General features: G+C 43.1%; 9 protein-coding genes. 7 read left to right on the top strand and 2 right to left on the bottom strand.

Annotation, left to right across the window (positions count from 1 at the left end; genetic code table 11):
* Positions 1–10 precede the first annotated feature (10 nt).
* Positions 11–1,597 carry a fibronectin type III domain-containing protein gene (locus BMW98_RS10840; RefSeq protein WP_090258606.1) on the top strand — a complete coding sequence of 529 codons (1,587 nt, stop codon included), beginning with the start codon at positions 11–13 and terminating at the stop codon, positions 1,595–1,597.
* 221 nt (positions 1,598–1,818) lie between these two features.
* On the opposite strand, the gene BMW98_RS10835 is transcribed toward BMW98_RS10840, so the two are convergent.
* A complete protein-coding gene (locus BMW98_RS10835) occupies positions 1,819–3,081 on the bottom strand; it encodes an aminotransferase class V-fold PLP-dependent enzyme (RefSeq protein ID WP_090258605.1) in 1,263 nt (420 codons plus the stop codon).
* Positions 3,082–3,208: 127 nt separating this feature from the next.
* On the opposite strand from BMW98_RS10835, the gene BMW98_RS10830 reads away from it, so the two are divergent.
* From BMW98_RS10830 to BMW98_RS10815, 4 genes are all read left to right on the top strand, one after another.
* On the top strand, positions 3,209–4,063 hold the full coding sequence (locus BMW98_RS10830; RefSeq protein WP_090258604.1) for a hydroxymethylglutaryl-CoA lyase: 855 nt from the start codon (positions 3,209–3,211) through the stop codon (positions 4,061–4,063).
* A 23-nt stretch (positions 4,064–4,086) separates the two neighbouring features.
* Entirely contained in the window at positions 4,087–5,457 is a 1,371-nt protein-coding gene (locus BMW98_RS10825) for a serine hydrolase domain-containing protein (RefSeq protein ID WP_090258603.1), read from the top strand.
* A 153-nt stretch (positions 5,458–5,610) separates the two neighbouring features.
* A complete protein-coding gene (locus BMW98_RS10820) occupies positions 5,611–5,946 on the top strand; it encodes a PadR family transcriptional regulator (protein WP_090258602.1) in 336 nt (111 codons plus the stop codon).
* Positions 5,933–8,575 carry an ABC transporter permease gene (locus tag BMW98_RS10815; RefSeq protein ID WP_090258601.1) on the top strand — a complete coding sequence of 881 codons (2,643 nt, stop codon included), beginning with the start codon at positions 5,933–5,935 and terminating at the stop codon, positions 8,573–8,575. The genes BMW98_RS10820 and BMW98_RS10815 overlap by 14 nt, the downstream gene beginning before the upstream one ends.
* A gap of 29 nt (positions 8,576–8,604) precedes the next feature.
* Here BMW98_RS10815 and BMW98_RS10810 read toward each other — a convergent pair whose 3' ends face one another.
* Positions 8,605–10,179 (bottom strand): ArnT family glycosyltransferase, encoded by a 1,575-nt coding sequence (locus tag BMW98_RS10810; protein ID WP_090258600.1) that lies wholly within the window; start codon positions 10,177–10,179, stop codon positions 8,605–8,607.
* Between the two features lie 158 nt (positions 10,180–10,337).
* On the opposite strand from BMW98_RS10810, the gene BMW98_RS10805 reads away from it, so the two are divergent.
* Both BMW98_RS10805 and BMW98_RS10800 read left to right on the top strand, forming a co-directional pair.
* Complete coding sequence (locus tag BMW98_RS10805; protein ID WP_090258599.1) at positions 10,338–11,282, top strand: glycosyltransferase family 2 protein; 945 nt, start codon at positions 10,338–10,340, stop codon at positions 11,280–11,282.
* Positions 11,263–12,141 carry a lysylphosphatidylglycerol synthase transmembrane domain-containing protein gene (locus BMW98_RS10800; RefSeq protein WP_162844744.1) on the top strand — a complete coding sequence of 293 codons (879 nt, stop codon included), beginning with the start codon at positions 11,263–11,265 and terminating at the stop codon, positions 12,139–12,141. Before BMW98_RS10805 ends, BMW98_RS10800 begins: the two co-directional genes overlap by 20 nt.
* Positions 12,142–12,148 lie beyond the last annotated feature (7 nt).

The raw sequence follows: 12,148 nt of genomic DNA, 5'->3' as shown, positions 1-12,148 counted from the left end.
CACCGCAGCAATGTTCGCTAGAATCACTTTTTTGGCTGCTATGCTTTGTGCTTTTTCAGCCTTGGCGCAGCAACCTACCTTTATTGTAAAACCCTATTTGCAAGATGCAGAGCCAAATAGCATTGTAATAAAATGGGAAACCAGTGCCAATGAAGAGAGCATTGTTGAGTGGGGAGAAACAGCTAAACTAGGCCAAAAAACTACTGGAAAGGCGGAAGGCGTAAACTTTACCGAGTCGAGGCTGCATGAGGTAAGGCTTACTGGCTTAAAACGACTCACTACTTATTATTATCGTGTGCAGACGGGTAAACTAAAGTCAGATATTTACCAGTTTAAAACACCTCCATTCGCTAAGGATAACCAGTCCTTTAATATGGTTTCTATGAGCGATATGCAGATTGATAGCAACCAGCCAGACAAGTTTTTGGAAGTAGTGAACGATGGTATTTTGGCCTATATGAAAAAGCAGTATGGGGGAGAAGTTCCTGATAATTTGGCGTTGGTAATGATTCCGGGCGACTTGGTCAGCCGCGGTAGCGAATACACACATTGGAACGATCATTTCTTCCGTCCTGCGCAACAGCTGTTTGCCCAAGTGCCTGTATATCCGGTTTTGGGTAACCACGAGGATAACTCGCTGTTCTATTTCAAGTATTTTACCTTGCCCGAAAACGGTACGCCTGCCTATGCCGAACATTGGTGGTACAAGGACTATGGTAATACCCGGATTATCGGTTTAGACTCTAATGATAAATACCGCGATATGGGTGCGCAAAAATCGTGGTTAAGAAGGCTATTGAATGAAACAGCCAAAAATGATGATATAGACTTTGTATTTGCACAGCTCCACCATCCACACAAGTCGGAGTTGTGGATTCCGGGTGAGACAGATTTTACTGGCGAAGTGGTGAAAATGCTGGAAGACTTTTCTACTAAAACAGGCAAACCAAGTGTGCACATGTTTGGGCATACGCATGGCTACTCGCGTGGTCAATCTAGAGACCACAAACACTTGTGGATCAATGTGGCTTCTGCCGGTGGGGCCATCGACAATTGGGGTGAATTTGAGGGGCGGGACTACGCAGAGTTCAGCCGCAGCGATGATGATTACGGCTTCGTAATGGTAGAAGTGGATGCCAATGAGGAGAACCCAAGTTTTACGGTTAAACGGATTAGCCGTGGCAATTTGGCCAACCCAAAAGATAATGTGCTGACCGATAGTGTTACGGTTTTCAAAATGAATGCCTTGCCAAATGCTCCCCAGATTACTTACCCTGCCAATGAGTCGGTTGATATTACTGGTTTAACCGTAAAGGCCAGCCAATTTGAAAGCCAAATGGTGAATGCTTTTCATGCGGCTAGCAATTGGCAAATTTCGACTATACCTGACTTTAAAACAACTATAGTTGACAGCTGGAAACAATTCGAAAACTGGTACTACAATGAAAACCGTCAGGCAGGCGATGACTTGACCGATGAGCTGATCATGCGCAGGTTACACCCAAATACCACCTACTATGTGCGTGTGCGTTACCGCGATCAGCATCTTAACTGGAGTGATTGGTCTGAAGTGGTTGAGTTTAAGACAAAGGACTAAAAAGCGAGCTTATTTACTCTCTAGGTAAAATGGAGTGACTAAATCTGCCGAGCACTTTGGGAGATGCTGAAACAAGTTCAGCATGACGTGGAGTGGTTTGCTTTTTCGGGAGCTTCAGCTTTGAACTATGAATAAAGAACTAGCCTTCCATAGAGCTGCCGAGGTTTGGTTCACTAAATAACTAAAGCATTGGTAGGATATTTCTCAGGCTCAGTGAAAATCTAAACTTTCATCTCTTCCAAGGCTGCCACAAACGTATCAAGTTCTTCCAAAGAGGTGTAAACGTTTGGTGAAATACGACAACCTTTTACGCCCGCACCATCAATCGCCACGGTCCAAATGTTGTATTTCTTCAGCAGAGTATCTGCCATATCACTTGGTTTCATGCCTTTAATACCCACATTGGCTATGGCACACGAGCGCTTCGGGTCGGCTGGCGTATTCACCACCACATGCTCCATTTTGCGGGCCTTTTCTGACCAATAGCGTTGAATAAAACGTAATCGTTCTTCTTTGCGAGCACCACCTATTGCGTTTTGATAGGCTACGGCATCTAAAATGGTCAGATCGGTGTGGCATGGGTGTGTTCCAATATGGTTCAACCGAGAAATGTCGCCAGGCTCGCGTTTTCCTTCCGCCATCAATGGCCATATCTGATCTACTTTTTCTCGCTTTACAAAGAGAAAGCCTGCACCAAGCGGAGCCGAGAGCCATTTGTGCAAACTTGTGCCATAATAGTCGCAGTCGAGTTCTTTTATAGAAAATTGAAACTGACCGAAGGCGTGAGCACCATCTACCATCACCTCAACCCCTTTGCTATGCGCCATGTCGCAGATCTTGCGTATGGGTAAAATATGCCCAGTAATATTAATGATGTGACAAACCATTAGCAGTTTGGTTTTAGGGCTAATGGCCGCTTCATATGCCGCCACAACCTCTTCATCATTTTTCGGATGCATCGGCACATCAATCGAATTTACCTTTATGCCTTGTCGGTTTTCTACTTGCCTGAACATGTTTTGCATTGCACCATAATCTTGATGTGCCATAACAGCCTCATCACCTGCTTGCCATGGAAAACCAGCTATAATGGTGTCGAGCGATTCGGTTGCATTGCGCGTAACAATCAGTTCACCGTGGTTGCAGTCAGCCATATCGGCAAGGGCATTTGCCACTTTCTTCTTGTTTTCAAACCGAACCGTGCGCATATAGTGCGATGCCTGATAATTTACCTCTCGCATATTCTGTATCAGTTTCTCCAGTGTGGGCTCCGGAATCATGCAGTAGTAACCATTCTCTAGGTTGATGTAGTCAGGTTTGAGTTTGTAATCGGCTCTAATTTTAGCCCAAAATGCTTCATTAGAAGCTAAAGCCTTAGGAGTACTATCAGGTACCGCACTTAAAAGTTGTTGAATACCCTGAGAAACTGGGAGAGTGGCTAAAGAGATAGAGGCAAGGTTCTTTAAAAAATCACGCTTTTTCATGTTCATTCGGTTTGTATGAAAATAGCTTTTTTGTGATTAGCATTCAAATTCAACGAACATGTTAACCAAATACGCTGTTTTGAATTTATCGCTTTGAGGAGCTGTCTAACTTTTATAAACTTACCAGATGAAGATTATCGAGTGCCCGAGGGATGCCATGCAAGGGCTGCATGATTTTATACAAACAGAGAGGAAAGCGGCTTATATCAACCAGCTATTAAAAGTCGGTTTCGATACGATTGACTTTGGAAGCTTTGTGTCGCCAAAGGCCATTCCACAAATGCGCGACACGGCTGAGGTGCTCAGGCAATTGGAGCTTTCGCAAACATCGTCAAAACTCTTGGCCATAGTTGCGAACGTAAGAGGGGCAGAGGACGCTGTACAGTTTGATGAGATAGACTATCTCGGTTTTCCGCTATCAATATCGGAGCAGTTTCAGCAGCGTAACACCAACAAATCCGTAGCCGAAGCATTAGTGCAATTGGAACAAATTCAGTCGATTTGTGTAAAGCAAAATAAGACACTCGTTACTTATATTTCTATGGGCTTTGGCAACCCGTATAATGAGCCCTTCAATGAAGAAATTGTAGCTCAGTTTGTCCAAAAGCTCGATCAATTAGGTGTTTCTATTGTTAGTTTATCTGATACGATAGGAGTGGCTGAACCACAGTTGATTAAGAAAATATTCAGTACAAGTATAACTGCTTATCCAACTATTGAATTTGGCGCACATTTTCACTCAACACCGCAAACTGCGGTGGACAAAATAAGCGCGGCCTATGAGGTGGGTTGTCGCAGATTCGATAGTGCTATAAAAGGCTTTGGTGGTTGCCCAATGGCCAAGGATGATCTGACCGGAAATATTGCCACAGAGCAGATGATCGCTTACTTTGATAAGCAGCAAATTGAAACCGGCTTGGATCAGGACGAATTCGCTCGTGCCATGGAAATGAGTTTAGATGTATTTCCATTAGGAGTTTAGCAACGTTCTTTATTATTTCCCGAATGCGTTCATTTTTATTATCACTTTTTTCGCTTTGTACGGTACTTTCATTTGCTCAGGAAGGTCAGCTAACGGTAACCGAACAGCCCAATTTTAAAACTGATGTCCTAGTTGTAGGAACCCCAGCATCTGTTGGCATTGATGGTAAAATTTTATCGCATGGCATTGAAGAGGTAATGCATCAGGCAATGGATTCGATGGCTTTTCCTGGCGGTGTAGTGCTTTTGGCCAAAGATGGTGTGGTGTTTTATCAAAAGGCATTTGGCTACCATACTTATGCTAAAGAGAACCAAGTTCAACTAACGGACATCTACGATTTGGCGTCTGTTACCAAAACGACAGCTGCAACACTGGCGCTAATGAAGCTTTACGAAGACGGATTATTCGACCCAGATAAAACCATGGGCGACTATTTTTCTGATGTAGCAAAAGGAGACAAGAAAGACTTGGTAATGCGCGATGTTTTGGCGCATCAGGCTGGACTTAGGGCTTGGATTCCGTATTGGTCTGAGTCGCAGCGAAAGAACGGTAAATACCGCTGGAATACGGTAAAGGCCGATTCTAGTCGTAGATTCCCTTATAAAATTTCCGATGCTGGTTTATGGATGCATAAGGACTTCAAAGAGAAGAAAATCTATAAGATGATCAAAAAATCGAAGGTGAGCGATGAGAAGAAATATCTTTATTCAGGGCTAACTTTCTACCTAATACCAGACCTAGTAGAACGCCTAACAGGTGAGCCATTCGATGTTTATTTGAGGGAAACTTTTTACCAACCGCTTGGTGCTACAACCTTGGGCTTTAAAGCCGGAGAGCATTTTCCTTTAGAGCGAATCGTTCCTACAGAAGTAGATACTTTCTTTAGAATGCAGACTTTGCATGGCGTGGTGCACGATGAAGGTGCTGCTATGATGTTGGGAGTATCGGGCAATGCTGGGCTTTTTAGTGATGCAGAAGATTTGGCCAAAGTTTATCAAATGCTGCAGAATGGTGGAACTTACGATGGGAAGCAATACCTAAAGCCAGAAACAATAGAAGAGTTTACGAAAGTGCAGTTTCCCGAGAATGACAACAAGCGCGGGATGGGCTTTGATAAGCCCTTGTTAGAATATAGCGAAACGGCTAGTAGTGTGGCCAAAGATGTTTCTCCACGCAGTTTCGGTCATACAGGCTATACCGGCACGCTGGTTTGGGCCGATCCGGATAATGATGTGCTGTTCGTATTCCTTTCTAACCGTGTACACCCAACACGCAACAACAGTAAGATCTATCAGTTAAACGTGCGGCCTCGCATTCATAATTTGGTTTATGAATTAATAAAGGCTGGCAAAGGCACATATACCATTGGTTATAGGGGCGTACAGAAGGACTAATTCCGTCACATTACCTTTTCAATTTATCTTGTTTAAAGCTTGTACTGACCGTTTGAGTCAGGTGATATTACGGTTCAGTACAACACGGTTCTATTTAATTTGCAATAGTGAAACAAATATATTTCATTTACTAAAGTGAAATAAATAAAAACCATGCAAAGAACGAACATAGGGGAGTTTGAAGAGCTTGTGCTGTTGGTGGTGGCCATTCTAAAAGATAATGCTTACGGCATTAGCGTAATGGAAGAAATTGAGCAGCAAACCGGCCGTAAAATCAACATCAGTGCGGTGCATTCTGCGCTCGATCGGTTGGAAGGCAAGGGCTATTTGGACTCTCGTGTAGGTGGTGCCACAAAAGAACGTGGCGGACGTAGAAAACGCTATTTCAGCATCAATACCGCGGGTCAAACGGCATTAGATGCAATTCATGAGCAACGCAATAGATTGTATAACCAAATCAACTTAGGGCTCAAGTATGTCGCCATATGATCATGAGCCACCACGCTGGTCAATTACACTGCTGCGTCTGTACTGCAAACCAAGGGCACTCGAAATTATAGAGGGCGATGCTTACGAGCTGTTTTACAGGCGCATAGAAACGGAAGGGTTGAAGGCGGCTCGGAGAAAATTCTCGTGGGATGTCATTCGCTTTTTTCGCCTTCGCTATATCAAAGGTCTTGAAGATTTTAACTCATTAAACAACATTTCAATGTTCAAAAACTATTTCAAAACAGCATTTAGAAGCTTAATGAAACAACGGTTTTATAGCTTCATAAACATTGCAGGTTTGGCGCTTGGTCTCGCTGTGTGCTTGCTCATTGTACTTTATATTTCAAATGAAGTAAGCTACGATAAGTATCATCCTGATGTGGAGCGTGTATACAGAGTAGCCAATGGTAAGTCGGGTGCTTGGACACCCGCAAGGCTTGGTATGCGCATGAAGGGCGACTTGCCAGAAGTGGAAGAAACTGTGAGAATTCAAGGGCCATTTAGTCAAACTTTCAAAATTGGCGATAGAATTTTCAAAGAAGAACAAGGCTTTAATGCAGATTCCACGGTGCATAAGCTTTTTGAAATAAAGTTTGTAGAGGGTAATCCTGATGAGGCACTTACTCAGCCCAACGCCATATTGCTGACCAAATCTTTGGCAGATAAATTCTTTAACTACCAATCTGCCTTGGGCAAGGTGATTAAGGTAGATGGGGAAGATGTTCAGGTAACCGGTGTAATTGCCGATGCGCCAAGCAATACTCATTTTAAATACAACTACATCAATTCATATCCGCACGAATCGTGGGTAACCATTGGCAACTGGACGGGTAATAACTTTTATACTTATGCTAAGCTGAGCAATGGGGCTTTGCCAACATCTGTTGAGACTAAGTTTGATGGTTTGGCTGAAAAGTACATTGCGCCTGTAATCATTCAGTATTCAGGGCATTCATCTTATGAGGATTATTTGGCACAAGGTGGTAGAAAACCCGGTATTTCGTTGTTGCCTATGACTGACTTGCACCTAAGGTATCCGCACTTAGCACTTGGTTCATCTGGTAGCATAGAGAATGTCTATATTTTTTCTGCCGTAGCACTGTTTATCTTAATTATTGCCTGCATCAACTTTATGAATTTGAGCACTGCCCGATCGGCCATGCGCTCTAAAGAAGTGGGAATGCGCAAGGTCATGGGCTCGGTTAGAGGCCAGTTGATCAGTCAGTTTTTGGTTGAATCTATGTTGATTAGCGTTTCAGCCATGGTTTTGGCTTTGGGGATTGCAGCGCTTTCGCTAGATGGTTTCAACACACTGGCTAATAGAACTTTTACTTTGAATGAGCTTTTTGCCCTGCCAACACTGCTCAAGTTACTTGGGCTAGTTTTGGTTGTTGGTCTTTTGGCAGGAGCTTACCCTGCTTTTGTATTATCGGCCTTCAAACCTATCAAAGCATTGAAGGGAGAGTCGCAAACGGGAGGCAAAGGCAATGCCGCCTTGCGTCAGGGGCTTGTGGCTTTTCAGTTTGCCATTTCTATATTTTTGATTGTGAGTACTGTAGTGGTTTTTACTCAGCTCAATTTTTTAAGTAAGCAGTCTTTGGGCTTTGAACCTGACCAAGTGTTGGTGGTAAAGAATGCTAACCGATTGGGTGCAAAGGGACAATCGTTTTTAAATGATATAAACCGACTTCCAAGTGTGGAGAATGCTACGCTGTCAAGTCAGTTTGTTTCTTCTGGCATATCTGATTGGGGTTACCAAACGGTGGAAGAAGTACCCCGTGAACACAGTTTTATCAATATGTTCGCTACCGATGAATATTTAGAAACGCTGGGTATAGCGCTAGTAGATGGAAGAAATTTCTCCAACGAGGTTACTTCTGATACAGCAAGCATATTGATTAATGAATCAGCAGCAAAATGGCTTGGCTGGGAAGATCCGATTGGTAGAAAGTTAAGCAGGGGAGTGAATGCCGATTACACGATTGTTGGTATCGTAAAGGATTTCAATTTTGAGAGCTTGAAAAGGGAGATTGAACCTTTCGTAATAAGACCAATGACATGGGATGGAAAGGCCGAAGCTGGGTGGTATGCCGGTAATTACCTGTCTTTAAAGCTCAGCGGAGACTATCAGAACACGGTGCAGTCGGTTAAGGCCGCGTGGGAACGCGCCATTCCCGATGAGCCTTTCGAGTTTGTGTTTTTAGACGATGCTTTTAATGATTTATATGTGGAAGAAGAACGCTTCGGTAAGTTGTTTACGGCAAGTTCTGGCTTGGCAATAGTTATTGCTTGCTTGGGATTGTTTGCTCTGGCGGCCTATACATTGGAAAGAAAATACAAGGAAATTGCTGTAAGGAAAGTGCTTGGAGCATCTGTAAAAAGCCTTACGCTAATGGTTATCAGTAGCTTTACTAAGTTGGTGGTAATTGGGGCTGTAATTGCCATTCCGCTTGGGTATTGGGCAATGAAGCAGTGGCTCTCTGATTTCGCTTATCAAATCGACATCAATAACCCTTTAGTTTGGGTATTGCCTGCATTGTTTGTAGCACTTATTGCATGGCTCACTGTTGGCTATCAATCTATTAGAACGGCCAGTGCAAACCCTATCAAAGCACTTAGATCAGAATAGATTCACTTGACTTGCACAAGTAGGAGCGGCTACTCTCCCCACTTCATTATAAGTGTTGTAGGATTTTCGAAGAGATCTTTGGCTTCATCAAAATAGGTGAGGCCATCAATTTCTTCAAGAGCTTCGCGATAGTTGGTTCGTGAGATTACATAGCCGCTTGGGCGTTCCGCCATGGCTTGTTTTACTTCAGCAATGGTAGGATAGCGCGGAATTTCTCTTTCCAATGCAAAGACAAAGGCTGGATTAAGCCGCTCGTAGGCCACTATGGTTTTAGAGGTGTCCATCTTAGGAACAAGCTTCCTCACAGGGTTTTCAGCATCTACTTGCGGAAAGGCGAAGTAAAAGAAAAGCAGAATTGTCACTAACCAAGCCATGCTATTCACTGCAAGTGTTTGTTCCATTTTGGTTCGTCTAAAACCGTTTGCCAGCAGAAGTATTCCACCTAATGATAGTGGAATAAAGTACACAAACAGGCCTGTAAGGTGGTTTAAGCTTGGGGCTGCTTTCAAACCAAAATAGATTCCAACCGGAAAAAGGGTGATTAACACAGCATAAAAGAAGTATATGACTCTATTTCCAATTTTATCGAACCAAGTTGCATCAAGCTGAGACAAGTAAACACCCAAGAGTACTGCCAAAAGTGGGTAGGAAGGCACCGTATAGTTAGGCAATTTGGTGCTAGAAACGCTAAAAAAGCCAACAACCACTACTACGCCAATTAGGCAATAAAGCATGGCTTCTGATTGACGCTTTTGAAAAGCGAACTTCAATGACTGGAACACAAAGGGAAAGAAGGTGAGCATTCCGAGCAAAAACACAAAGGCGAAAGTCATTAGAAAAATGCCTTCGTGGCCTTCCATAGCATCGGAAAAGCGCGAAAAGTTGTGTTTGAAGAAGAATTCCTCCGTCCAAAAGCCATTAGTTTTTTTGTGCACCGCATAGTACCAAGGTGCTGAAACGGTCAAACTGAGCAACAGGCCACCAAATGGCTGCAAACGCCAAATGGTTTTCCATTTAAAGTCTTTATTTATAATGAGGAACAGCAAGGCGGTTAAACCTGGCAAGCCAATCGCAATGGGGCCTTTGAGCAAAATGCCGCAGCCAATAGCAAAATAATAAGCCAATTTATGCACCCAAGAATCGGTTTTGTAGGCTTCGTAAAAGGCAAAGAATGCCCATGTGGTAAAGAAGATTAAGTAGGGATCGGGCACCGACATGTGCATTTGCAAATTGAAGTGCAATGAGCAAATAAGCACAACACTACTGAAAATGGCCATTCGCTGATTAAAGTGCTTTTGCACAAAAAGGAAGGTGATAATTACCGTAAGCACACCAAAAAGAGACGACAGGAACCTAGCACCAAAGGCATTGACACCAAAAAGCTGATAACCAGCAGCCATAAAATAATAATGCAAAGGTGGTTTGTCGGTGCGTATATCCCCATTGTAATAGGGCACCACATAGTCTCCACTTTCAAACATATAGCGAGCGGCTTCTGCATTTTTCGCTTCATCCAAGGCATAAATATCCAGTCCGCCAATGTTGGCAAACATGGTGGCAATGGCCAGTGCGGCTATAATGGCGATTGAGCGATAAGGCTTCATTGGCTGCAAAACTAAAGAAAAAACGCTCCCCGAAACTTATTTTTCGGCCTAACTGTTGATGCTTTTTGTTCGAGATAGCGCTGCCATAGCAACCAATTGTACAATGGTTAGGTAATTGGGGCAGAACTCGTTTATTTTGCAGTCAAATTTAAAGGTCTATGAAGCTTTCTGTTGTCGTAACAGTTTACAACGAAGAAGACAATGTAATTCCATTGTGCGAGAAGGAGTACGAAGCGTTAGAAGGAATTGATTACGAATTGATTTTGGTTGATGATGGCTCAACAGATAAAACGGTTGAGAACATTAAAAAGGTGGCTAACGAGAGAACCAAGCTACTTATCTTCAATCAGAATTATGGGCAAAGTACTGCCATGTCTGCCGGAATTGATGCAGCACAAGGAGAGTACATTGTAACAATGGATGGTGACCTTCAGAATGACCCTGCCGATATTCCTGTAATGTTGGCTAAGCTAGAAGAGTCTGGATTAGATGTAGTAGCAGGGGTAAGAGCCAACCGTCAGGATGGCTTTGTATTGAGGAAATTCCCGAGTAAAATCGCCAACTGGATTATTAGAAACACCACCGATGTGCGCTTAAGCGATTACGGTTGCTCACTAAGAATTTATCGTTCAGATATCGCCAAAAATCTTGGTTTGTACGGAGAGCTTCACCGCTTTATTCCTGTATTGGCCAAACTGCAAGGCGCACGTATGACAGAGGTGGACGTGAATCACCACGCCAGAATTCACGGAGAATCAAAATACGGTATTAACCGAACGTTTAAGGTAATGGCCGATTTGATTCTGATGATTTTCTTTCAGAAGTACTTTAAAAAACCGATGCACCTTTTTGGTGGTTTAGGAATTCTGACCTTTGCGGCTGGTATGCTTATTAACCTTTACTTACTGATCGTTAAGTTTGGTTTTGGAGAAGATATCTGGGGACGACCGCTTTTATTGTTAGGTGCCATTTTGGTGATTGGCGGTATTCAGTTTATTACCGTGGGTATTATTGCCGAACTGATGATGCGTACTTACTATGAGTCGCAAAACAAAAAGGTTTATCGCTTAAAGGAGACTTTTGTTGGAGAAGCAAAAGCTTAAAAAGTGGGCTAAGGTTGGGGTGCAACTAGTGATTGCTGTAGTGGCTATCATCTTTGTTGTTCGCGATATCGACTTCGAGGCATTCAAGGCCCTAGTGCTTACCGCAAACTTCTGGTGGCTATTTGTGGCCTTTGTGGCTTTCAACGCTTCTAAAATCTTAAGTGCCTTTCGTTTAAACTACTTTTTTAGAGCACTCGGTTTAAACCTTGACGAAGTATTCAACCTAAAGCTTTACTACCTAGGCATGCTGTACAACCAGTTTTTGCCAGGTGGAATAGGAGGAGATGGTTATAAAGTATACTTACTTAACAAACGCTTTCAGGCGCCTGTAAAAGGGCTTATTGCCGCCACTTTGTTAGATAGAATTAGTGGGGTAGTAGCATTGGGTGTTTTAGCCTTAGGCTTAGGCTTTTTAGGATCAGCTAAGGACCTTCTGGGTGAATATGGGTTTCTACTTTGGCTCTGTTTAATTTTGGCCTATCCGCTGTTTTACCTTTTGGTAAAGTATGTTTTTCCTACCTATAGAGCAGTAATCAGCACCACAAACCTTCAGGCACTTGGCGTTCAGGGCTTGCAGTTGATTTGTGCCTTTTTTATCCTAAAATCCATTGGCGTAGAAGTAGGGTATTTAGACTACCTGACGTTATTTTTGGTTACTTCAGTAGCTGCCTCACTGCCTATATCACTGCCCGGAGGGATAGGTATTCGAGAAGCTATATTTGCCTACGGCTATACCTACTTTATGATTGACCAAACCTCTTCTGTGGCTTTGGCTTCACTCTTCTTTTTAATTAGCTTAATCAGTGCATTGACGGGTATTGCGTTCTTAGACTTAAGAACGACAACCGAAGATGCTTAATAATTAA

Source organism: Roseivirga pacifica, assembly GCF_900111145.1.
Taxonomy (GTDB): domain Bacteria; phylum Bacteroidota; class Bacteroidia; order Cytophagales; family Cyclobacteriaceae; genus Roseivirga; species Roseivirga pacifica.
Note: the sequence above shows the minus strand (reverse complement) of the source record. Positions and strands in the feature narration are given on the sequence as shown.

Bases quoted from the DNA above. Each gene is read 5' to 3' on its own strand.
- BMW98_RS10840 (WP_090258606.1), top strand. From the start codon at position 11: ATGTTCGCTAGAATCACTTTTTTGGCTGCTATGCTTTGTGCTTTTTCA.
- BMW98_RS10835 (WP_090258605.1), bottom strand. From the start codon at position 3,081: ATGAAAAAGCGTGATTTTTTAAAGAACCTTGCCTCTATCTCTTTAGCC.
- BMW98_RS10830 (WP_090258604.1), top strand. From the start codon at position 3,209: ATGAAGATTATCGAGTGCCCGAGGGATGCCATGCAAGGGCTGCATGAT.
- BMW98_RS10825 (WP_090258603.1), top strand. From the start codon at position 4,087: ATGCGTTCATTTTTATTATCACTTTTTTCGCTTTGTACGGTACTTTCA.
- BMW98_RS10820 (WP_090258602.1), top strand. From the start codon at position 5,611: ATGCAAAGAACGAACATAGGGGAGTTTGAAGAGCTTGTGCTGTTGGTG.
- BMW98_RS10815 (WP_090258601.1), top strand. From the start codon at position 5,933: ATGTCGCCATATGATCATGAGCCACCACGCTGGTCAATTACACTGCTG.
- BMW98_RS10810 (WP_090258600.1), bottom strand. From the start codon at position 10,179: ATGAAGCCTTATCGCTCAATCGCCATTATAGCCGCACTGGCCATTGCC.
- BMW98_RS10805 (WP_090258599.1), top strand. From the start codon at position 10,338: ATGAAGCTTTCTGTTGTCGTAACAGTTTACAACGAAGAAGACAATGTA.